This window comes from Pseudonocardia sp. EC080619-01 (assembly GCF_001420995.1).
Taxonomy (GTDB): domain Bacteria; phylum Actinomycetota; class Actinomycetes; order Mycobacteriales; family Pseudonocardiaceae; genus Pseudonocardia.
Genome location: NZ_CP012184.1, coordinates 232,501 through 254,601 on the forward strand (window position 1 = coordinate 232,501; position 22,101 = coordinate 254,601).

At 73.7% G+C, this 22,101-nt stretch carries 21 protein-coding genes (1 of these 21 only partly in view); 3 read left to right on the plus strand and 18 right to left on the minus strand.

From position 1 onward, the window contains the following. The 9 genes from AD017_RS01055 to argC all read right to left on the minus strand — a co-directional run. Positions 1-604: the 5' portion of a DNA-3-methyladenine glycosylase gene (locus AD017_RS01055; protein ID WP_060576169.1), read on the minus strand. 71 nt of this gene lie to the left of the window's left edge; 604 of the gene's 675 nt are visible here — the first part of the coding sequence; the start codon lies at positions 602-604; the stop codon falls past the left edge of the window. Positions 605-676: 72 nt separating this feature from the next. Continuing rightward, positions 677-1,900 carry an aminotransferase class I/II-fold pyridoxal phosphate-dependent enzyme gene (locus tag AD017_RS01060; protein WP_010225541.1) on the minus strand — a complete coding sequence of 408 codons (1,224 nt, stop codon included), beginning with the start codon at positions 1,898-1,900 and terminating at the stop codon, positions 677-679. Further along, complete coding sequence (argH, locus tag AD017_RS01065) at positions 1,897-3,306, minus strand: argininosuccinate lyase (protein ID WP_060572338.1); 1,410 nt, start codon at positions 3,304-3,306, stop codon at positions 1,897-1,899. The genes AD017_RS01060 and argH overlap by 4 nt, the downstream gene beginning before the upstream one ends. An 84-nt stretch (positions 3,307-3,390) precedes the next feature. Then, the gene (locus AD017_RS01070) at positions 3,391-3,942 is read right to left on the minus strand and encodes an arginine repressor (protein ID WP_010225546.1); all 552 of its coding nucleotides are present in this window, start codon (positions 3,940-3,942) and stop codon (positions 3,391-3,393) included. Next, positions 3,939-4,859 (minus strand): ornithine carbamoyltransferase, encoded by a 921-nt coding sequence (gene argF, locus AD017_RS01075; protein ID WP_060572340.1) that lies wholly within the window; start codon positions 4,857-4,859, stop codon positions 3,939-3,941. Before argF ends, AD017_RS01070 begins: the two co-directional genes overlap by 4 nt. Then, positions 4,859-6,052 carry an acetylornithine transaminase gene (locus AD017_RS01080; protein ID WP_060572342.1) on the minus strand — a complete coding sequence of 398 codons (1,194 nt, stop codon included), beginning with the start codon at positions 6,050-6,052 and terminating at the stop codon, positions 4,859-4,861. The genes argF and AD017_RS01080 overlap by 1 nt, the downstream gene beginning before the upstream one ends. Then, on the minus strand, positions 6,049-6,975 hold the full coding sequence (argB, locus tag AD017_RS01085) for an acetylglutamate kinase (RefSeq protein WP_010225551.1): 927 nt from the start codon (positions 6,973-6,975) through the stop codon (positions 6,049-6,051). Before argB ends, AD017_RS01080 begins: the two co-directional genes overlap by 4 nt. Positions 6,976-7,006: 31 nt before the next feature. Next, the gene (gene argJ / locus AD017_RS01090; RefSeq protein WP_029239252.1) at positions 7,007-8,179 is read right to left on the minus strand and encodes a bifunctional glutamate N-acetyltransferase/amino-acid acetyltransferase ArgJ; all 1,173 of its coding nucleotides are present in this window, start codon (positions 8,177-8,179) and stop codon (positions 7,007-7,009) included. Next, positions 8,176-9,210 carry an N-acetyl-gamma-glutamyl-phosphate reductase gene (gene argC, locus AD017_RS01095; RefSeq protein ID WP_174521810.1) on the minus strand — a complete coding sequence of 345 codons (1,035 nt, stop codon included), beginning with the start codon at positions 9,208-9,210 and terminating at the stop codon, positions 8,176-8,178. Before argC ends, argJ begins: the two co-directional genes overlap by 4 nt. A 102-nt stretch (positions 9,211-9,312) precedes the next feature. Between argC and AD017_RS01100 the strand changes: the two genes are divergently transcribed. Next, positions 9,313-10,125, plus strand: a complete 813-nt coding sequence (locus AD017_RS01100) for a hypothetical protein (RefSeq protein WP_060572346.1) — start codon at positions 9,313-9,315, stop codon at positions 10,123-10,125. Positions 10,126-10,138: 13 nt separating this feature from the next. On the opposite strand, the gene pheT is transcribed toward AD017_RS01100, so the two are convergent. From pheT to uvrA, 7 genes are all read right to left on the minus strand, one after another. Then, positions 10,139-12,646, minus strand: a complete 2,508-nt coding sequence (gene pheT / locus AD017_RS01105) for a phenylalanine--tRNA ligase subunit beta (RefSeq protein ID WP_060572348.1) — start codon at positions 12,644-12,646, stop codon at positions 10,139-10,141. Positions 12,647-12,691: 45 nt separating this feature from the next. Next, entirely contained in the window at positions 12,692-13,744 is a 1,053-nt protein-coding gene (pheS, locus tag AD017_RS01110; RefSeq protein ID WP_060572351.1) for a phenylalanine--tRNA ligase subunit alpha, read from the minus strand. A gap of 46 nt (positions 13,745-13,790) precedes the next feature. Further along, positions 13,791-14,633, minus strand: coding sequence for an RNA methyltransferase (locus tag AD017_RS01115; RefSeq protein WP_060572353.1), 843 nt, complete (start codon positions 14,631-14,633; stop codon positions 13,791-13,793). A 1-nt stretch (position 14,634) separates the two neighbouring features. After that, entirely contained in the window at positions 14,635-15,018 is a 384-nt protein-coding gene (rplT, locus tag AD017_RS01120; protein WP_010225564.1) for a 50S ribosomal protein L20, read from the minus strand. Between the two features lie 72 nt (positions 15,019-15,090). After that, the gene (gene rpmI / locus AD017_RS01125) at positions 15,091-15,285 is read right to left on the minus strand and encodes a 50S ribosomal protein L35 (protein ID WP_010225565.1); all 195 of its coding nucleotides are present in this window, start codon (positions 15,283-15,285) and stop codon (positions 15,091-15,093) included. Between the two features lie 96 nt (positions 15,286-15,381). Next, positions 15,382-15,918, minus strand: coding sequence for a translation initiation factor IF-3 (gene infC / locus AD017_RS01130; RefSeq protein ID WP_010225567.1), 537 nt, complete (start codon positions 15,916-15,918; stop codon positions 15,382-15,384). 355 nt (positions 15,919-16,273) lie between these two features. Beyond that, the gene (gene uvrA / locus AD017_RS01135; protein ID WP_060576170.1) at positions 16,274-19,297 is read right to left on the minus strand and encodes an excinuclease ABC subunit UvrA; all 3,024 of its coding nucleotides are present in this window, start codon (positions 19,295-19,297) and stop codon (positions 16,274-16,276) included. 365 nt (positions 19,298-19,662) lie between these two features. Between uvrA and AD017_RS01140 the strand changes: the two genes are divergently transcribed. Continuing rightward, complete coding sequence (locus AD017_RS01140) at positions 19,663-20,337, plus strand: MBL fold metallo-hydrolase (RefSeq protein WP_010225571.1); 675 nt, start codon at positions 19,663-19,665, stop codon at positions 20,335-20,337. A 24-nt stretch (positions 20,338-20,361) separates the two neighbouring features. Here AD017_RS01140 and AD017_RS01145 read toward each other — a convergent pair whose 3' ends face one another. Continuing rightward, positions 20,362-21,192, minus strand: a complete 831-nt coding sequence (locus AD017_RS01145; RefSeq protein ID WP_010225574.1) for an AraC family transcriptional regulator — start codon at positions 21,190-21,192, stop codon at positions 20,362-20,364. A gap of 49 nt (positions 21,193-21,241) precedes the next feature. On the opposite strand from AD017_RS01145, the gene AD017_RS01150 reads away from it, so the two are divergent. After that, complete coding sequence (locus AD017_RS01150) at positions 21,242-21,697, plus strand: DUF2000 domain-containing protein (protein WP_010225576.1); 456 nt, start codon at positions 21,242-21,244, stop codon at positions 21,695-21,697. Here AD017_RS01150 and AD017_RS01155 read toward each other — a convergent pair. Next, positions 21,672-22,004, minus strand: coding sequence for a hypothetical protein (locus AD017_RS01155; protein WP_060572355.1), 333 nt, complete (start codon positions 22,002-22,004; stop codon positions 21,672-21,674). The two genes, AD017_RS01150 and AD017_RS01155, sit on opposite strands and share 26 nt — an antisense overlap. Positions 22,005-22,101 lie beyond the last annotated feature (97 nt).

Sequence of the window (22,101 nt, forward strand, 5' to 3'; positions counted from 1 at the left end):
TCCTGCGCCCTGCCCGGGTCCCCGCCCGGTACGTACTCACGGCGGTCGACCCCGCCACCCAGTACCGCCACGGCAGGTCGGCCGCGGCCGCCACACCCACCCGGGGACCGGTCCGCACGGACCCGGAGGGCACCGGGTCCCCCGCGACCAGCCGCACGCGCGACGCCGGGTCGGTGACGTCGACACCGTTGTCGTCGCGCCCCAGCCCGAGCAGCGACGCCAGGCGGGCCGGTCCGCGAGCCAGGTCGGCGTCCGTGCGGGCGGTCGGCCGCCGGAGCCGGGCGATCCCCGGGTCGGTCACGACCTCGGCACCACGAAGCAGCACCGCGCCCGGCTCACCGTCGGACAAGCACGTCACGTTCGCGCAGAAGTGCATGCCGTACACGAAGTACACGTAGAGGTGCCCCGGCGGTCCGAACATCACCGCGTTGCGCGGAGTACGGCCCCGGAACGAGTGCGACGCCGGGTCGTCCCGTCCCCGGTACGCCTCGACCTCGACGAGCCGCACCGCGACCACACCGTCCGGGGTGTCCGCCTCCAGCACGCACCCCAGGAGCCGCTCGGCGGCCGGCAGGACGTCGACCGCCAGCTCCGACCGGTCCAGGACGGCCGAGGGGCCCGGCCGGTCGTACCGGTCGGGCCGGTCGGGCCCCTCGGCGTCGTGCTCCGCCCCCACTCAGCGCCGGGACAGGGCGAGCTGCACGCAGGTCACGACACCCGCCATCGCCTTCTCCACCTCGTCCTGCGGCGGCAGGGTCGGGGCGAGGCGGATGACCGCGTCCTGCGGGTCCTTGCCTCCCGGGTGCGTCGCACCGGCCGGCGTCAGCACGACGCCGGCGTCCTTGGCGAGGCGCACGACCTCGGTCGCCAGACCGTCCGGAACGGTGAGGCTGACGAAGTAGCCGCCCTTCGGCGTCGTCCACGAGACGCCCTCGACGTCGGAGAACGCCTCGCTCAGCAGCCGTTCGACGGCGGCGAACTTCGGCGCGATCAGCTCACGGTGGGCGGCCATGTGGGCACGCAGACCGGCCTCGTCCTTGAGGAAGCGGGCCTGGCGCAGGTGATTGACCTTGTCCGGGCCGATCGACTTCTTGCCGGTGAGCGCCGTCCACCACTCGACGTTCGCCGGCGACGCGCCGAGGAAGGCGACGCCGGCACCGGCGAGCGTGATCTTCGAGGTCGAGCCGAACACGAACGGACGGTCGGGGTGACCGGCCTCGGCGGCCAGCGCCAGCATGTCGGCGATCTCGATCTCGTCGGTGGTCAGGTGGTGCACCGCGTAGGCGTTGTCCCACATGATCCGGAAGTCCGGGGCCGCGGTCGGCATCGACGCGAGCCGGCGCACGACGTCGTCGGAGTAGACGGCACCGTCCGGGTTCGAGTACTTGGGCACGCACCAGATGCCCTTGATCGACGGGTCGTCGGCCACGAGCCGCTCGACCTCGTCCATGTCCGGGCCCTCGGGGGTCATCGGAACGGACACCAGGTCGATGCCGAGGCGGTCGCAGACGCCGTAGTGCCGGTCGTAGCCGGGGACGGGCGCGATGAAGGCCACCCGGCCGGCGTCGGCCCAGCGGGTGGTCGCGCCCGGCAACGGGGACAGCAGCGCGTGCACCAGCGTGTCGTGCATCAGCTCCAGGCTGGAGTTGTTCCACGCGATCAGCTGGTCGACCGGGACCTGCAGGGACGGCGCGAAGATCTCCCGGAGCTCGGGCAGGCCCTTGAGACCGCCGTAGTTGCGGGTGTCGGTGCCGTCGGCTGCGCGGTGGTCACCCGCACCCGGCAGTCCGAGCAGCGCGTTCGACAGGTCGAGCTGCTCGGATGACGGCTTGCCCCGCGTCAGGTCCAGCTTCAGGCCGGCGGCCTTGAGCTCCTCGTACGCTGCGGCAGGGTCGGTCATGCGGTTCCTCCGGTGAACTCTCGTGCTGCTGCGGCTTCGTCGCGCAGGTCGGTCAGCTGCTCGGCGACCCGGTCGCCCGCGGTACCGCCCCGGGCGTCCCGCGACGCGATGGAGCCTTCCACGCTCAGCACCTCGCGGACACTCGGAGTCAGCGCCGGGTGGACGCCGGCCAGTTCGCCGTCGGTCAGGTCGTCGAGGCCGACGCCGCGGGCCTCCGCGGCCCGGACGCATCCGCCGGCCGCCTCGTGCGCCACCCGGAACGGCACGCCCTGGCGGACGAGCCACTCCGCGACGTCCGTCGCGAGGGTGAAGCCGGCCGGGGCCAGCTCGGCCAGCCGGTCGGTGTGGAAGGTCAGTGTCGCCACCATCCCGGCGATCGCGGGGAGCAGGAGCTCGAGCTGGGCGACCGAGTCGAACAGCGGCTCCTTGTCCTCCTGCAGGTCGCGGTTGTAGGCGAGCGGAAGGCCCTTGAGCGTCGTCATCAGCCCGGTGAGGTTCCCGACCAGCCGGCCGGACTTGCCGCGGGCCAGCTCCGCGACGTCCGGGTTCTTCTTCTGCGGCATGATCGAGCTGCCCGTGGAGAAGGCGTCGTCGAGGGTGACATAGCCGAACTCGGCGGTCGCCCAGAGGATCACCTCCTCCGACAACCGCGAGAGATCGACGCCGATCATCGCGAGCACGAACGCGGCCTCGGCGGCGAAGTCCCGCGACGCGGTGCCGTCGATCGAGTTCGCCGACGAGCCGGTGAAGCCGAGCTCCGCGGCCACGGCCTCCGGGTCGAGCCCCAGCGAGGAACCGGCGAGCGCGCCGGAGCCGTACGGCGAGTACGCGGTGCGCCGGTCCCAGTCGCGGAGCCGGTCCACGTCGCGCAGCAGAGCCTGCGCGTGGGCACCGAGCTGGTGGCCGAGCAGCACCGGCTGGGCGTGCTGCAGGTGGGTGCGGCCCGGCATCGCCGCGCCCGCGTGCGTCTCGGCCTGGCCGACCAGCGCGTCGACCACGTCGAGCACCCCGTCGGCGACCCGCCGGGTCGCGTCGCGCAGCCACATCCGGAACTGGGTGGCGACCTGGTCGTTGCGCGACCGGCCGGCGCGCAGCTTCCCGCCGAGGTCGGGCCCGGCCCGCTCGATCAGGCCGCGCTCCAGAGCGGTGTGCACGTCCTCGTCACCCGGCTCGGGGCCGAACACGCCGGACGCCACGTCCGCGGCGAGCTCGTCGAGCGCCTTGTGCATGCCGGACAGCTCCTCGTCCGACAGCAGTCCGGCACGGTGCAGCACGCGGGCGTGCGCCTTCGAACCGCGGATGTCGTAGGGGGCCAGTGCCCAGTCGAAGTGCGTCGACTTGCTCAGCGCGGCGAGCGCATCGGCCGGACCGGACGCGAACCGGCCACCCCACAGCGCGGCGCTCATGACCGCCGCCCGTCGCCGGTGCCGCCGGTCGCCGGTGCGGTGCCCGGCCCGGCTCCGTGGGCCGGTACGCCCCGGTCCGCCATGTCAGCTCTCCTTCGTCGCGTGCGCCGGGACCGGCACGTCGGCCGGCACGGCGTTCGGCAGTTCCTGCAGCCGCTGCGCGAGCTCCGCCCCGGTGCGGGGCTCGCGAGCGACCACGATGATCGTGTCGTCGCCGGCGATGGTCCCGACGACGTCGTGCAGCGCGGCCCGGTCGAGCGCGCTCGCAAGGTAGTGCGCGGCGCCCGGCGGCGTCCGCAGGACCGCCAGGTTCCCACTCGCGTCGGCCGAGACGAGCAGCTCCCCCAGCAAGCGGCCCAGCCGCGTCGTGCCGCCCTCGACGCCACGGACCGGGCTTCCGTCCTCGGGGATGCGGTAGACCGGGGCGCCGCCGTCGGGGCCACGGAGCTTGACCGCGCCGAGCTCGTCGAGATCCCGCGACAGCGTGGCCTGTGTGGTCTCGATGCCGTGCAGCTGGTCCAGCAGGACCTGCAGCTCCGGCTGGCTGCGTACCGCGCGGTGCCAGAGCACGTCGACGATCTTGGCCTGCCGGGTGACCCGGCTCGCGTTGCCCTGACGTCGTTCGCCGTCGCTCATGCGCGCAGCAGCCAGGTGAGGAGGGCCTTCTGCGCGTGCAGCCGGTTCTCCGCCTCGTCCCACACCGCGCTGGCCGGGCCGTCGATCACGTCGTCGGTGATCTCCTCCCCGCGGTGCGCGGGCAGGCAGTGCAGCACGATGGCGCCGGGGGCGGCGCGGGCGAGCAGATCGGCGCCGATCTGGTACGAGCGGAACGGCGCGATCCGGTCCAGACCGTCCTCCTCCTGCCCCATCGACGTCCAGGTGTCGGTGACCAGGACGTCGGCGCCCGCGACCGCGGCGACCGGGTCGGCGACGAGCGTGACCGAACCGCCGGTCTGCTCGGCGCGCGCCTTCGCGTCGCGGACCACCTCCGGGTCCGGGGTGAACCCGGCCGGGGCGGACACGCGCACGTGCAGCCCGGCGGTCGCCCCGCCGAGCAGCAGCGAGTGCGCGATGTTGTTCGCGCCGTCGCCGAGGTAGGTGAGCGTGACGCCGGCGAGCCGCCCGAGCCGCTCCCGGACCGTCTGCAGGTCGGCGAGGATCTGGCACGGGTGGAACCGGTCGGTCAGCGCGTTCACCACCGGCACGGTCGCCACCGATGCCATCTCCTCGATCCGCTCCTGGCCCGAGGTGCGCCAGACGATCGCGTCGACGTAGCGGGACAGGACCCGGGAGGTGTCGGAGATGGTCTCGCCACGCCCGAGCTGGCTGGTGGTCCCGTCGAGGATGACCGCCGTGCCCCCGAGCTGGGTGATCCCGGCCTCGAACGACACGCGGGTGCGGGTCGAGGACTTGTCGAAGACGACGGCGACGGCCTTCGGTCCCTCGAGGGGACGCTCGGAGAACCGGTCGGCCTTGAGCCGGTCGGCCAGGTCGAGGAGCTCGGTCTGCTCGGCCGGGGAGAGATCGTCGTCGCGCAGGAGGTGACGGAGCATCAGCTGCCCTGGCCTTCCCGCTCGGCGGCGGCCGCGTCGAGGATCGCGGGGAACGCGGTGAGGAACTCGTGGGCCTCCTCGTCGGTCAGTGTGAGCGCCGGGGCCAGGCGCAGCCGCTCCGGTGTGCAGTTGTTGATCAGGAAACCGGCGTCGCGCGCCGCGGTCGCCGCCTGGGCCGCGACCGGCGAGATCAGCCCGATGCCGATGTGCAGGCCCGCGCCCGTCACCTCGCCGACCACCGGGTGTCCGAGGCCCTCGATCCCGCTGCGGATCTCCTTGCCGAGCCGGCCGACGTGCTCGAGCAGCCCGTCGGTCGCGACCGTGTCGAGCACCGCGAGCGCCGCCGCGCAGGCGACCGGGTTGCCGCCGAAGGTGGTGCCGTGCTGCCCCGGTTCGAGCAGCGCGGCCGCTGCGCCGATCCCGATGCAGGCTCCGATCGGCAGACCGCCACCGAGGCCCTTGGCCAGGGTGACGACGTCGGGAACGACGCCATGGGCCTGGTGGGCGAACCACTGCCCGGTCCGCCCGATGCCCGTCTGCACCTCGTCGAGGACGAGCAGGGCCCCCCGCTCCGCGGTGATCCGGCGCGCCTCGGCGAGATAGCCCTCCGGGGGCACGATCACCCCGGCCTCGCCGAGGATCGGCTCCAGGAACACCGCGGCCGTGTTCTCGGTGACCGCCGCGTCGAGCGCCGCGAGGTCGCCGAACGGGATGTGCGTGACACCCGACGGCATCGGCTCGAACGGGGCCCGCTTCGCCGGCTGCCCGGTGAGCGCGAGCGCTCCCATGGTGCGGCCGTGGAACGCACCCTCGCAGGCGACGATCTCCGGCCGCCCGGTGCGGCGCGCGATCTTGAACGCGGCCTCGTTGGCCTCGGTCCCGGAGTTGCAGAGGAGCGTGCGCGCGTCGACCCGGCCGAGCAGCCCCTGCAGGCGCTCGGCGAGCTGGAGAGCGGGCTCGGTGATGAAGAAGTTCGAGGTGTGGCCGAGCGTGCCGACCTGGGTGGACACCGCCTCGACGACCGCGGGGTGGGCGTGGCCCAGCGCGTTGACCGCGATGCCGGCGTAGAGGTCCAGGTACCGGCGGCCCTCGGCGTCCCACACGTGGGCGCCCTCGCCGCGGACCAGGGTCAGCGGCGGGGTGCCGTAGTTGTTCATCAGCGCGGCCTGCCACCGCTGGGCGTGCGTGGTCATTCCTGTGTCACCCCGTCAGCCGGGGTGTCGGGAAGGACCATCGTCCCGACACCCTCGTGTGTGAAGACCTCGAGCAGGACCGAGTGCGGTACCCGCCCGTCGATCACGTGCGCCTGCCCGACGCCCGAGCGCACCGCGCGCAGGCAGGCCTCCATCTTGGGCGCCATGCCGCTCTCCAGCCGGGGCAGCATCGGCTCGAGCTGGTCCGCCGTCAGCGAGGTGATGATCGACTCCGGGTCGGGGTAGTTCGCGTAGAGCCCCTCGACGTCGGTGAGCACCACCAGCTTCGCGGCGTCCAGTGCACCTGCCAGCGCGGCGGCCGCGCTGTCGGCGTTGATGTTGTGCACCTGGCCGTCGGCGTCCGGCGCGATCCCGGCGACCACCGGGATCCGGCCCGCGGCGATGATGTCCAGCACCGCGTCCGGGTTCACCTCGGTGACGTCGCCGACCAGCCCGATGTCGACCGGGTCGCCGCCCACCAGGGCGGTGCGCTTCTCGGCGGTGAACAGGCCGGCGTCCTCACCGGAGAGACCCACCGCCAGGGGCCCGTGCTGGTTGATCAGCCCGACCAGCTCCCGGCCGACCTGACCGAAGAGCACCATCCGGACGATCTCCATCGTCTCCGGGGTGGTGACCCGCAGCCCGCCGCGGAACTCGCCGGGCATCCCCAGCCGGGTGAGCATCGCGCTGATCTGCGGTCCGCCGCCGTGGACGACGACCGGGTGGATGCCCGCCAGCCGCAGGAAGACCATGTCCCGGGCGAAGGCCTGCTTCAGCTCCTCGTCGATCATCGCGTTGCCGCCGTACTTCACGACCACGATCCGGCCGTGGAAGCGCTGCAGCCACGGCAGCGCCTCGGCCAGCACCCCGGCCTTCTCGCCGGCCCGCTTCAGCCGTGCAGGTGTCTCCGGCGAGGGCGCCACCTGCGGCTGCGGTCTGCTCGCGGCGGACTGCTCAGGAGGAGTAGGCACTGTTCTCCTCCACGTAGGCATGGGACAGGTCGGTGGTCCGGATCTCCGCGGTGTTGCCCTCGATCCCGCCGGAGCGGCCGAGCTCGACCTCGATCAGGACGTCCTTGCCGGACAGGTCGCAGTCGGCGCGGTCACCGGCCACGACGGCACCGCGGCACAGCAGCACGCCGTTGATCGTGATGTCCAGCGTCTCCGGATCGATGTCCGCGTCGGCGTACCCGGCCGCGGCGGCGATCCGGCCCCAGTTCGGGTCGGAGCCGAACATCGCGGTCTTCACCAGCGCGTCCCGGGCGATCGTGCGGGCGACCGTGACGGCGTCGTCCTCCGAGGCGGCCCCGCTGACCCGCACGGTGATCCGCTTGCTGACCCCCTCGGCGTCGGCCTGCATCTGGGCGGCCAGGTCCCGGCAGACCCGGGTGAGCGCAGCGGTGAACACGGCCTGGTCGGCCGGCACGCCCGACGCACCCGACGACAGCACGAGCACGGTGTCGTTGGTCGACATCGAGCCGTCGACGTCGAGCCGGTCGAAGCTGTAGCGCACCGCCTCGCGCAGCGCCGCGTCGAGCACGGGCTGCTCGACCACCGCGTCGGTGGTGATCACGCTGAGCATCGTCGCCATCGACGGGGCGATCATCCCGGCGCCCTTGGTGGTGCCGCCGACGGTCCAGCCCGCCGGGTCGGAGACCTGGGCCTCCTTCGGCACGGTGTCGGTGGTCATGATCGCGCCGGCCACCGAGGCCCCCGCCTCGGGAGTCGCCGCCAGCTCGCCGGACACCTTCTCCACACCGGCGAGCACGGTCTCGCGCGGGAGCTGCTCGCCGATGAGACCGGTCGAGCAGATCGCGACCTCGATCGCGCCGCACCCGAGCATCTCCGCGGCCTTCTCCGCGGTGGCGTGCGCCGTCTGGAAGCCCTCGGGGCCGGTGCAGGCGTTCGCGCCGCCGGCGTTGAGCACGACCGCGCGGAGCGCTCCGGTGGTGAGCACCTGCTGCGACCACAACACCGGAGCGGCCTTCACCTTGTTCCGGGTGAACACGCCCGCGGCCTCGGTGCGCGGCCCGTCGTTGACGACCAGCGCCAGGTCGGCCCTGCCGGACTTCTTGATCCCCGCGGCGATCCCCGCGGCACGGAACCCCTGCGCTGCGGTCACGCTCACGGTGCCACTCCCGTCGTCGGCAGGCCGGTCGTCTCGGGCAGGCCGAGCGCCAGGTTCATGCACTGCACGGCACCGCCGGCGGTGCCCTTGGTGAGGTTGTCGATGGCGGAGACGACGATCAGGCGCCCCGCGTCGGGGTCGACGGTCATCTGCAGGGCCACCACGTTCGACCCCAGGGTCTGCGCGGTGGTCGGCCACTGCCCCTCCGGCAGCAGCCGGACGAACGGCTCGCCCGCGTAGGCCTTCTCGTACGTCTGCCGGACCGTGGCCGTGTCGGTCGAGGGATCGGCCAGCGGTGCCGAGCACGAGGCGAGGATGCCCCGGGGCAGCGGCGCGAGGACCGGGGTGAAGCTCACCGACACCGGTGCGCCGAGTGCGGCCGACAGGTTCTGGGTGATCTCGGGGGTGTGCCGGTGGGCGCCCCCGACGCCGTACGCCGACAGGGAGCCCATGACCTCGGCGCCGAGCAGGTGGGGCTTGAGCGACTTGCCCGCGCCCGACGTGCCGGTCACGGCGGTGATCACGACCTCGGGCGCGACCAGGCCCGCGACCAGCGCGGGGAACAGTGCGAGGCTCGTGCCCGTCGGGTAGCAGCCGGGCACGGCGACCCGGTTCGAGCCGACGAGCTGCTCCCGTGCCCCGGGCAGCTCGGGCAGGCCGTACGGCCAGTGCCCGGCGTGCTCGCCGCCGTACCAGCGGTCCCAGGCGGCGGGATCGGTCAGCCGGTGGTCCGCCCCGCAGTCGATCAGCAGGGTGTCCTCGCCGAGCTGCGCGGCGAGCTCGGCGGACTTGCCGTGCGGGAGCGCGAGGAACACCGCGTCGTGCCCGGCGAGACGCTCCGCCGTGCTCTCCTCCAGCACACGCTCCGCGAGCGGCGCGAGGTGCGGCTGGTGCTCGCCCAGACGGCTCCCGGCGTTGCCGCCTGCTGTGAGGGCACCGATCTCCACGTCCGGATGTGCGAGGAGCAACCGGAGGAGCTCTCCCCCGGCGTACCCGCTGGCTCCCGCCACTGCGATGCGTACCACGTGGATGATTATGCACGCCGGCGGAAGCTCATGCAACGCGGTTCGCGATCGCGATCGGGGGACCGCGGACCGCGACCGGCGACGCCGCCGGACCCTAGCCTCCCGCGGGTGCGGACGGAGCGTTCGACCGGGTGTCTCCCGGCGAGGATCGTCGCGGCGGGCCTGACCGGCCTGGCCGCGGTCGTGCTGGTGGGCTGCGCGACCACCGTGGCGGGCACGCCGTGGCCGGCCGGTCAGGGGCCGGCCCGTCCCGCCGGGGTGGCCGCACCGGTACCCGGGCCCACGGCGACACGCGTCCCACCGTCGTCGTTCACGGAGCCGGCGTCGCCGGTGACGGGCGAGCCCGCGCCGGCCCCGGTGCCGGAACCCGCCCCGCAGACACCGCCGCCCGCCCCGGTGACCGGGGCGACCCGCGTCGTCCCGCCGGTCGCGGTCGGCGGTGACGGGGAGGCCGGTGGTCGCCGGCCGGGGCGTGGCGCCCCGGTGCCACGGCCCGCCACCGCGCCGCCCGCGCTCACCTCGGACGTCCTCGCGGACGAGTGCCTCCTCGACGAGGCGGCCCTGACCGGCCTGCTCGGCACCGGCCCGGCCGTCGACGCGGCCGACTCCGAGGTCCGCCGGTCGGACGGCACCACCACCCGGTCCTGCTTCGCCGTCGGCGGGTCGTCGTCGGTCGCGGTGAACGTGTACACGACCAACCGGACCACCCCGGCCCGCTACGTGCGCGACGCCGCGGGCGCCCGCCCGCTCACCGGGACCGGCGACGGCACGCAGGCCGCACTGCTCGGCACGGTGGCCGGTCCGACACTGCAGCTCGGGACCGCACGCCACCTCGTGACGATCGCCGTCGCCGGCCGCACCCCGAGCGACGAGCAGTGGCGGGCCGCCGCACGCTCCGCGGCCGCCGCGCTCCCCCGCTGAGCCACGACACGGGTCAGCGCAGCGCCGCCCCGTACCGGCTCGTCGCCTCGGCGACCGCGGCGTCGCGCGCGGTGTTCGCCTCCTCGCTGGTCAGCGTCCGGTCCCCGGCGCGCAACCGGAGCGAGAACGCCAGCGACCGCTTGCCCGCACCGACCTGGTCGCCGGTGTAGACGTCGAACAGCCGCACCGACTCCAGCAGCTCCCCCGCACCCGCGGTCAGCGCGTCCGCGAGGTCCGCGGACGGGACCGACTCGTCGGCGACCAGGGCGACGTCCACCGCGACCGGCGGGAACGCCGACACCAGCGGGACCGGCAGGTTCTCGCGCAGCGGCACCGCGTCCAGGTCGATCTCGGCGGCGGCGGTGCGCGCAGGGAGACCCAGCGCCTCGACGACCTTCGGGTGCAGCTCGCCGGCGTGACCGACGACCGTCCCGGTCCCGGCCACGACGATCTCGGCGCACCGGCCCGGGTGCCACGGCGCGCGCTCGGCGCGCCGCGGGCGGAGCTCCACCCCCGCCGCCGCACCCGTCAGGCGGGCGGCCTCGACGGCGTCCTCCCAGGCCGCCGGGCGGCCACGCCCCCACCATCCGCGCGGCTCGCGGTTCCCGGCGAGGACGACGCCGACGTGCACCGGCTGCGCCGGCAGCGCGGCCCGGATCGCGGCGTACTCGTCGTCGGACGGCCTGCCGGTGACCGCCGGGTCCGGCATCTCCGGTGTGGTCTCCTGCGGCTGCACGACCTGCGCGATCGCGTACAGCGCGAGGTCCTCCGTCCCACGGGAACGGTTGCGCACCAGCATGTCCAGCAGCCCCGGCAGCAGGGTGGTGGTCAGCCGGGACCGCTCGGCGTCCAGCGGGTTGGTGACGGCGACGGTGCGACGCCTTTCGTCGTCGGCGTCCAGCCCGAGGTCGTCCCACACGCTGTCGGAGACGAACGGGAACGGCAGCACCTCGACGTGCCCGGCCTCGGCCAGCGCCCGCGACACCGCGCGCCGCCGCAGCTGGGACACCGTCAGCCCGCGCCCGGCCGGAGCGGTCGGCAGCTCGGAGGGGATGGTGTCGTAGCCCTCGAGCCGCAGCACCTCCTCGACCAGGTCGGCGGCCATCCGCAGGTCCGGTCGCCAGGTCGGTGGCGTCGCGACGACGACGCCCTGACCGTCGGTGCCGGTGTCCAGGTCGACCGCGCACCCCACCTGGCCGAGGCGGCGGACGGTGGCACCCCGCGGGTAGGCGACGCCGGCGACCCGGTCCGGCATCGACAGCGGCATCCGCACCGACGGGACCGCAGGGATCCCGCCCTCGTCCGTGCGCCCGTCGGCGAGCGTGCCGCCGCCCAGCTCGACGAGCAGCTGCGCGGCCCGTTCGGCCGCGACCGGCGGCAGCGCCGGATCGACGACCCGCTCGAAACGGCGGGACGCCTCGCTCGGCAGCTTGTGCCGACGCGCGGCGCGGGCGATGACCTGCGGGGCGAAGTGCGCGGCCTCGATCAGCACGTCCACCCGGACGCCGTCGGCGAGGTCGGCGAGCGCGGGGATCTCGGTCGACGCCCCGCCCATCACGCCGGCGAGGCCGATCGGCCCGGAGTCGTCGGTGATCAGCAGGTCGTCGGGGTCGAGGGTGCGGGACTGCCCGTCGAGCGTCTCCAGCTTCTCCCCCGCCGCCGCCCGGCGGACCTCGATCGCTCCGGAGACGCGCACGGCGTCGTAGGCGTGCAGCGGCTGCCCGAGATCCAGCATGACGAAGTTCGTGACGTCGACGATCAGCGAGATGGGCCGCATCCCGGCGGAGAGCAGCGCGCGCTGCATCCACCAGGGGCTGGCCGCGGCCGGGTCGACGCCGTCCACGCGGCGGACGACGAAGCGCGGGCACCCCTCGGTGTCGGCGATCCGGACCGGCCAGGCGTCGCCGCCGGTGTCCGGGACGGTCACCCGGCCGGCCGGGTCGGTGAAGTCCGCCCCGAGCGAGGTGGCCAGCTCGCGGGCCAGGCCGCGCACGGCGAAGCAGTAGCCCCGGTCCGGTGTGACGGCGAGCTCGACGACCGGCTCGGCCAGACCGAGGACGGCCACGGCGTCGTCGCCAGGCTCGGCGGTGCCCGGGGGCAGCACGAGGATCCCGGCGTGGTCCGCGCCGAGGCCGAGCTCCTTCGCCGAGGCGATCATGCCGTCGGAGACGTGCCCGTAGGTCGTCCGCGAGGCGATCGCGAACCCGCCGGGCAGGACGGCCCCCGGCTCCGTGACGACGACGAGGTCACCGACGGCGAAGTTGGTCGCCCCGCAGACGACCTGGCGGGAACGGTCACCCTCGAAGCCGACCCGGCAGTACCGGATGGGCTTCTTGAACCCGGTGAGCTCGGAGATCTCCAGCACCCGCGCGACCGTCACCGGCCCGCTGATCTCCGGGGCCGGGTGGATGTCCTCGACCTCCAGCCCGACCCGCACGAAGGCCTCGCCGATCTCCTCGGGCGAGGCGGGCAGGGCCGCCGGGTCGACGTGCCGGGCGAGCCAGGAGGCGGACACTCGCACTGCTCAGAACTCCTCAGGTGGTGACGCAGGTGGTGGCGGGATCGCTCAGACGCCGAACGCGGTGGAGAAGCGGACGTCGCCCTCGACCATGTCGCGCATGTCGGGGATGCCGTTGCGGAACATCAGGGTCCGCTCGATGCCCATGCCGAACGCGAAGCCGGAGAACTCGTCAGGGTCGACGCCCGCGGCGCGCAGGACGTTCGGGTTGACCATCCCGCAGCCACCCCACTCGACCCAGCCCGCCCCGCCCTTCTTCTGCGGGAACCAGAGGTCCACCTCGGCGGACGGCTCGGTGAAGGGGAAGTACGACGGCCGCATCCGGGTACCGGCCTCCGGTCCGAAGACGGCGCGGGCGAACGCGTCGAGGGTGCCCTTGAGGTGCGCCATGGTGAGACCGCGGTCGACGGCGAGCCCCTCGACCTGGTGGAAGACCGGGGTGTGGGTGGCGTCGAGCTCGTCGGTGCGGAACGTACGGCCGGGGCACGCCACGTACACCGGGAGCTCCCGCTCGAGCAGGGTCCGGACCTGCACCGGCGAGGTGTGCGTGCGCAGCACCGTCCCCGAGTCCTGCCCGCGCGCCGGGTCACCGAGGTAGAAGGTGTCCTGCATGGTGCGGGCGGGGTGGTCCTTGCCGAAGTTCAGCGCGTCGAAGTTCAGCCACGACGCCTCGACCTCGGGGCCCTCGGCGACCTCCCAGCCCATCGCGACGAAGATGTCGGCGATCCGCTCGGACAGCTGGGTGACGGGGTGCCGGGCGCCGCGGGGGCGCCGGTCCCACGGCAGGGTCACGTCGACGGCCTCGTCGCGCAGCACCCGCGCGTCGCGCTCGGTGACCAGAACGGCCCGGCGCTCGTCGAACGCGGCCTGTGCCTCCTGGCGGGCGGCGTTGACCCGCTTCCCGGCGTCGGCGCGCTCCGGGCCGGGCAGCTGCCCGAGCTCGCGGCGGGCCATCGGGATCGGGGCACGGTCGCCGAGGTGGGCCGGCTTCACGGCGGCCAGGTCGTCCAGGTCCGCGGCGGCGTCGAACGCCGCACGCGCCGCCTCCACGGCAGCCTTCAGCGCGTCCGGGTCCAGCGGGTTCGTACCGTCGTCACTCATGGTGCCCCGATCGTAGAGGTGCGCCCCGAACGGGTTTCGGAGCAGGTCAGTCCCGGGCGGACGGGGGCCGCGGGGCCGCCCCGGCCCGGGCGCCGACCGTCGCGTACAGGCAGATCGCTGCGGCCGTGGCCAGGTTCAGCGACTCGGCGCGGCCGTGGATCGGCACCCGCACCCGGTGGTCGGCGGCGGCGAAGACGTCGGGACCGGGACCGTGCGCCTCGCTGCCGAGGATCCAGGCGACCGGACCGGCCAGGATCGGCGCCGCCTCCGGGGCGTGCAGGTCGAGCTCACCGCGGCCGTCGGCGACCAGCGTGGTGAGCCCTGCGGACCGGCAGGCCGCGACGACGCCCTGGGCGTCCCGGTCACGCGCCAGCGGCAGGTGGAAGACACTGCCGGTGGAGGCGCGGACCGCCTTCCCGTTGTGCGGGTCGACGGTGTCCCCGGCGAGCAGGACCGCGTCGCAGCCGGCCGCGTCCGCGACCCGGACCACGGTCCCGACGTTGCCGGGATCGGAGATTCCGGCGCAGACGGTGACGAAGCCGGGACTGCCGGCGAGCGCCGTCGCGAGCGGCACGTCGAGCAGGTCGCAGACCGCGACCAGGCCCTGCGGGGTCACGGTCTCGGACAGGCCGGCCGCCGCCTGGTCGGTGACGGTCAGGACGCGTGCACCCCCCTCCCGAGCCGACTCGACCAGCTCGGGGTGTCGCTGCGCGGCCGCCGTCGTCACGAACAGCTCGTGCACGGGGCAGGCGTCGAGGGCCTCACGGACCGCCTGCGCGCCCTCGACGAGAAAACGCCCGGCCCGATCGCGCCCCGGGCGTCGCAGCAGCTTGCGGGCGGCTGCGACGCGCGGGGTGCGCTCGGTACCGGGCGTCTCGGTACGGGTCACCTCAGGCCGCGGAGCCCTGCTCGGTCCCGGCCGGCAGGTTCTCCTTCGCGACCTTGACCAGCGCGGCGAACGCGGCCGGGTCGCTCACGGCGATCTCGGCGAGGTTCTTGCGGTCGACCTCGACACCGGCGGCCTTGAGGCCCTGGACGAACCGGTTGTACGTCATGTCGTTCGCGCGGGCCGCGGCGTTGATGCGGGTGATCCACAGCTGCCGGAAGTCGCCCTTGCGCTGGCGACGGTCCCGGTAGGAGTAGGTCATGGAGTGGAGCATCTGCTCCTTGGCCTTGCGGTAGAGCCGCGAACGCTGTCCGCGGTATCCGGCGGCCGACTCCAGCGTGGTGCGACGCTTCTTCTGGGCGTTCACCGCGCGCTTCACGCGTGCCATGGTGTGTCTCCTGGGGGGTTTCGGCGCCGGCCGAGGGGGATGGACGGCGCCGGAAGTTCGTGGGGCGGAAAGTCAGCGACCGAGCAGCTTCTTGACGCGCTTCACGTCCGGCTTGGCCACGTCGACCGTGCCCGAGAGGTCACGCTTCTCCTTGCGGGACTTGACCTCCAGCCGGTGACGGAGGCCGGCCTGCTGACGCATCAGCTTGCCGCTGCCGGTGGTGCGGACCCGCTTCGCGGTCCCCTTGTGCGTCTTGTTCTTGGGCATGACGAATCCGTTCGGTGTCGGCCCCCGGCGGCCCGGGGGTCGTTTCGGGTACTGCGTCTCCTCCCACCCGCCGGGCGACCGGCGGGCGGGCCGGACTCACGCCTCGGCTTCCGCCGGGGCGTCGGTGCTGGCGGCGGCCGCGGACTTGCGCGGTGCCGGCTTCTTGGTCGGCGCCAGGACCATCGTCATGTTGCGGCCGTCCTGCTTCGGAGCGGCCTCGACGACGGCGATGTCCCCGATGTCCTCGGCAAGACGCTGCAACAGCCGGTAGCCCAGCTCGGGGCGGGACTGCTCGCGGCCACGGAACATGATCGTGACCTTGACCTTGTTGCCGCCCTCGAGGAAACGGCGGACGTGTCCGCGCTTCGTCTCGTAGTCGTGCTTGTCGATCTTCGGCCGGAGCTTCTGCTCCTTGATCACGGTGAGCTGCTGGTTGCGCCGGGACTCCCGGGCCTTCTGCGCGCTCTCGTACTTGAACTTGCCGTAGTCCATGAGCTTGCAGACCGGCGGGCGGGCCTGGCCGGCGACCTCGACGAGGTCGAGATCGGCGTCCTGGGCCAGCCGGAGGGCGTCCTCGATGCGCACGATCCCGACCTGCTCCCCGTTCGGGCCGACGAGGCGGACCTCGGGCACGCGGATGCGGTCGTTGATGCGGGGCTCTGTGCTGATGGGGTCTCCTGTGTGACTCGCTGTGTCGCTTCTACCTGGTGCGCCGGCGACGACAAGCGAAGACCCGTTGATCGGCCGGGTGGCACACGTACGCCACAGGGCCGGACCATGGACCCGGACGCCGCTACGATCACGGCGCGGGTGGGAGCGGGGCTCCACTTGACGCCCGGAACACACGAGTCAACGCGGCCCCGGGTGGTCGCATTCCCAGGCTAGCAGGCGCTGCCCGGATGCCCGAACCGGGCCCGCCGTCCGGTGCGTCGCGGGGACGTCGGCCCGCCGCCCGCCGGTCCGGTCCCCGGAGGGACGGGCACGCGGATCAGGACGCCGCGGTCGCCCGGCTGCGCCGCCGGGTCGCCGGGGCCGAGCCGTTCGAGCTCCCGCTCCCGGTGGCGCCGTTCGACGAGGCGTCGGCCGTACGGCTGCGGGCCGTGCGGCGACGACGTGGCGCCGGGCTGTCGTCCGGTGTCACCAGGTCGCGCAGGAACCGGCCCGTGTGGCTCGCCTGCTCGGCCGCCACCTGCTCGGGTGTCCCCTGTGCGACGACCGTGCCACCACCGGATCCGCCCTCCGGACCCATGTCGATGACCCAGTCCGACGTCTTGATGACGTCGAGGTTGTGCTCGATCACGATCACCGTGTTGCCCTTGTCGGCGAGCCCCTGGATCACCGCGAGCAGCTTGCGGATGTCCTCGAAGTGCAGGCCCGTGGTCGGCTCGTCGAGGATGTAGACGGTCCGGCCGTTGCTGCGCTTCTGCAGCTCGGAGGCCAGCTTGACCCGCTGTGCCTCACCCCCGGACAGCGTGGGAGCGGGCTGCCCGAGACGGACGTAGCCGAGGCCGACGTCGACCAGGGTCCGCAGGTAGCGGCTGATCGAGGTGATCGGCTCGAAGAACTCCGCGGCCTCCTCGATCGGCATGTCGAGCACGTCGGCCACGGTCTTGCCCTTGTAGTGCACCTCGAGCGTCTCCCGGTTGTACCGGGCGCCCTTGCAGACCTCGCACGGGACGTAGACGTCCGGGAGGAAGTTCATCTCGATCTTGATCGTGCCGTCGCCGGTGCACGCCTCGCAGCGGCCGCCCTTGACGTTGAAGGAGAACCGGCCCTCGGCGTAGCCGCGCACCTTCGCCTCGGTGGTCGCGGCGAACAGCTTGCGGACCTTGTCCCAGACCCCGGTGTAGGTCGCCGGGTTGGAGCGCGGGGTCCGCCCGATCGGCGACTGGTCGACCCGCACCAGCTTGTCGACCTGGTCGACGCCCGTGATCCGGGTGTGCCGGCCCGGGACCTGCCGGGCGCCGTTGAGCTTGTTCGCCAGGACCGTGGCCAGGATGTCGTTGATCAGCGTGGACTTCCCGGAGCCGGAGACGCCGGTGATGGAGACGAGGCCACCGAGCGGGACGTCGACGTCGATCCCGCGCAGGTTGTGCTCCCGCGCGCCGACGACGGTCAGCTTCCGGTCGTGGTCCAGCTCGCGGCGCTGCGGCAGCGGGATCGTCTTCCGCCCGGACAGGTACGCCCCCGTCAGGGAGGTGTCGTGCGACTCCAGCTCCGCGACCGGCCCGGAGTGCACGATGTGCCCACCGTGCTCACCGGCCCCCGGGCCGATGTCCACCGCCCAGTCGCAGGCCCGGATGGTGTCCTCGTCGTGCTCGACGACGATCAGCGTGTTCCCGAGGTCCTTCAGCCGGGTCAGGGTGTCGATCAGCCGCCGGTTGTCGCGCTGGTGCAGGCCGATCGACGGCTCGTCGAGCACGTAGAGCACGCCGACCAGGCCGGAACCGATCTGGGTGGCCAGCCGGATGCGCTGCGCCTCGCCGCCGGACAGCGTGCCGGCGGCCCGGTCCAGCGACAGGTACTCCAGCCCGACGTCGAGCAGGAAGCCGAGCCTGGCCTGGATCTCCTTGAGCACCGCACCGGCGATCACGGTCTGGCGCTCGTCGAGCACCATGCCCTGCAGGAAGTGCCAGCACTCGGCGACCGACATGTTCGAGACCTGGGCGATCGACCGCTCCCCCAGGTCACGGTGCGGCATGGTGACCGACAGGACCTCGGGCCGCAGTCGCGCGCCGCCGCAGGCCGGGCACGGGATGTCGCGCATGTAGCCCTCGTAGCGCTCGCGCTGCGACTCCGACTCGGTCTGCTCCAGGCGACGCTCGAGGAACGGCATGACGCCCTCGAAGTTCGCGTAGTACGACCGCTCCCGGCCGTACCGGTTGCGGTAGCGGACGTGGACCTGGTCGTCGCTCCCGTTCAGCACCGCCTTCTGCGCGGCGGCCGGCAGCTTGCGCCACGGGGTGTCCATCCGGAAACCGATGGCCGTCGACAACCCCGACAGCAGCCGGCCGAAGTACTCGGCGTTGTGCCCGGCGGACCAGGGCGCGATCGCGCCGTCGCCGAGCGACAGGTCCGGGTCGGGGACGACCAGCTCCGGGTCGACCTCCTTCTTGATGCCCAGGCCCGCGCAGGCCGGGCAGGCGCCGTAGGGCGAGTTGAAGGAGAAGGTCCGGGGCTCGAGGTCGTCGACGGCGAGGGTGTGCCCGTTCGGGCAGGCCATCTTCTCGGAGAACCGGCGCTCGCGGCCGGCGTCGTCGTCGGGGAGGTCGACGAAGTCCAGCACGACGAGCCCGTCCGCCAGCCGCAGCGCCGTCTCCACCGAGTCGGTGAGCCGCTGCTTGGCGGTCGCCTTGACCGACAGCCGGTCGACGACGACGGAGATGTCGTGCTTCTCCTGCTTCTTCAGCTTCGGCGGGTCCGCGAGCTGGTGCACGGTGCCGTCGACGAGCCCCCGGGAGTAGCCCTGCGACTGCAGGGTGGAGAACAGGTCGACGAACTCGCCCTTGCGGGTCCGGACGACCGGGGCGAGCACCTGGAAGCGGCTGCCCTGCTCCATCTCGAGGACCTGGTCCACGATCTGCTGCGGCGTCTGCTTCGCGATCCGCTCGCCGCACTGCGGGCAGTGCGGGATCCCGGCCCGCGCGTAGAGCAGGCGCAGGTAGTCGTGGATCTCGGTGATCGTGCCGACCGTCGACCGCGGGTTGCGGTTGGTCGACTTCTGGTCGATCGAGACCGCCGGCGAGAGGCCCTCGATGAAGTCGACGTCGGGCTTGTCCATCTGCCCGAGGAACTGGCGGGCGTAGGCCGACAGCGACTCGACGTACCGGCGCTGACCCTCGGCGAAGATCGTGTCGAACGCGAGGCTCGACTTGCCCGACCCGGACAGCCCGGTGAACACGATCATGCTGTCGCGGGGCAGGTCGATGTCGACGCCCTGCAGGTTGTGCTCGCGCGCGCCGCGCACGACCAGCTTCGGACCGCTCGGTACCGGCTGGGCGCCCGGTGACAGGGCGTCGCCGGCCTCGCGGCGGTCGGTGCTCTGGTCGCTCACGATGCGCGCCTCCTGGAACAGCGGGGTCGTCGGGCCGGACCCGGTTGTGACGCCCGCGGCGGTCGGGACATTCCCGTGACCGGGCTCCGGCGGCCGGTGCGGGCTGTCTCCACGTCCGGCTCCGATGCTAGGTCGGCCCACCGACAAGAACCCGTCGAGCCGGGCTCCGCCCGGTCCCTCCTCGGTGGACGCACCCCGGCACGCGCCGGTCGGTACGCCGGGGACGATACTCGTACGCATGTTCGAGCCGTGAGCGGCCCCGCGGGTGCGACCGGCGGGTTCTCCCCGCCGCGATCGTCGGGGGCGGCCGATACCCTCGCGCCGTGGACGTCCTGGAGAACTACACCGGTCACACCGACCCCGGGGGCGCGGCCATCCGCCGCGACCTGGAGAAGCTCAGCATCAGCAAGATCTCGGTGGGCGAGATGGACAACAACGCCTACCTCCTGGTCTGCAAGGAGAGCAGCGAGGCGCTGCTGATCGACGCGGCGGCGGAGCCGGCCCGGCTGGCCGACCTGATCGGTGCGACCGACGAGCGCCCCGACCTGCGTCACCTCGTCACCACGCACCGGCACGCCGACCACTGGCAGGCGCTGGGCGCGATCGCGGGCATGTTCGAGCCGCGGCTGATCGCCCACCCGCAGGACGCCCCGGAGCTGCCGGCCCCGATGGACGAGCTGGTCGAGGGCGGCGACACGATCGTCTTCGGCGCCGTGGAGCTCGAGGTGATCCACCTGCGTGGGCACACGCCGGGCTCGATCGCGCTGCTCTACCGGGGCGAGGACCGGCCGCACCTGTTCACCGGGGACAGCCTGTTCCCGGGCGGTCCGGGCAAGACCTGGTCGCCGGAGGACAACGCGCAGCTGCTCACCGATCTCGAGGGCCGCGTGTTCGACACCCTGCCGGACGACACCTGGTTCTACCCCGGCCACGGCGACGACTCGACGCTCGGCGAGCAGCGCCCGGGCCTGCCGGAGTGGAAGTCGCGCGGCTGGTGACGCAGGAGGGCCGCCCGGTCGTCGTCAGCGCGTCGCCGGTGCGCCCGGTCGTGACCGGGAGTACCGCCCGGGCGTGACGCCGAGCAGCCGGACGAACCGCCGGTGCAGGTGCGCCTGGTCGTGGAACCCGGCGGTGACGGCCGCCGTCGCCGGGGCCATGCCGTCCAGCAGGAGCCCACGGGCCCGTTCGACGCGGCGGGCGTCCAGGTAGCGGTGCGGGGGCAGCCCGAACCGCCGGGAGAACGCCCGCACCAGGTGACCGGGATGGGCGTGCAGCAGGCGGCCCGCCTCGTCGAGGGTGATCCCGTCCGCCGTGCGGGCGTCGAGGAGGTCGCGCAGCCGCCCGGCGAGGCCGTCGCCGGGCGGCCCCGGATCGGGCGTCCCGGCGGGGGCGAGGTGCCGGGCGAGCCGCTCGGTGACGAGTGCCAGCCGGCTCTCCGCGTGCAGGTCCGTCCCGGACGCGGTCAGCACCCGGTGCAGCTCGTCGAGGCGACGGCGCAGCACCGGGTCGCGCACCCCGGGGTGGTCGACGGCGGGCCCGATCCCGTGGTGCCCGAGCAGCCCGGGCTCGAGGTAGAGCACCCGCTTGCGGAAGCCCGCCCCGCTCGCTGCGCGGCCGTCGTGCGCGACGCCCGGGGGCAGCAGCGTCACCGGGGCCTCCTCGGTCCCGTGCGGCCGCCGGTCCAGGTCGTAGCGGACGGCACCGTCGTCGACGATCAGCAGCGTCCACGTCGCGTGCGCGTGCACCGGGTAGCGGTGCGTGCCGAACCGGGCGTGCAGGACCTCGGCGATCCCGGGGACCCGTTCCGGGCGCCAGGCGACGACGTCGTCCGGTGCCCGCTCCGCTCGGGACATGTGAGGAACGTACAAGACCCGCCGGGCCCGGCACCGGAGGATCGGCCGGGTGACCGCACCCGACACGACGACCGTCCCCGCCCCGGCCCCGGTCGAGCGCCCCGCGACGAAGATCGTGGTGGTGCTCCGCGACGATCTCGCCGGCTGGCAGGTCGCGAACGTGACCGCCTTCCTCTCCGCCGGCGTCGCCACCGCCGTCCCGGAACTGATCGGCGCCCCCTACGCCGACGCCGACGGCAACACCTACCTCCCCACACTCGGCCTCCCGGTGATCGTCCGGGCGGCCGACGCCGCGACGCTCGGGACCTGCCGGGCCCGGGCCGTCACCCGCGGGCTGCCGGCCGCGATCTACACCTCGGCGATGTTCGGCACCGGCAACGACGACGACAACCGGGCCGTCGTCGCCGCCGACCGGGCCGAGGAGCTCGATCTCGTCGGTGTGGCCGTGCACGGGCCGCGGAACGCCGTCGACAAGATCGTCAAGGGGACGCGCGTCCATCCGTGATCCGCGGCGCCGCCTCGTCCGTGACCGCCGCGCCGGGCGGGACGGGGAGCCCGGCCGCCGCGAACAGCTCGGCCCAGCGTGCGGGGCCCAGCCGGTCGACGGCGTCGTCGGCCCCCGCCCAGGCCTGCCGGACCGCCGCGGGGAGGAGCTCGTCGTCCAGCAGGCCCGCGTCGTCCAGCTCGGCGAGCAGCAACGGCACCCGGTTCCCGCCGACTCGGGCGGCCGCCGCGTCCCACTCGGCGGCCGTGAGCGGGCGGTCGCGGTCGAGCAGCGCGTTCACGGTGATCTCGTAGAGGGCCTGGCTCACCCGGCCAGGATGCCGTGACGCGCGGGCCCCGTCGGCGACCGGGCCCGTCCGAGCGGCGTACGGGCTCCGGTCGTGCCGGCGGTACGTCCGTCGCTGT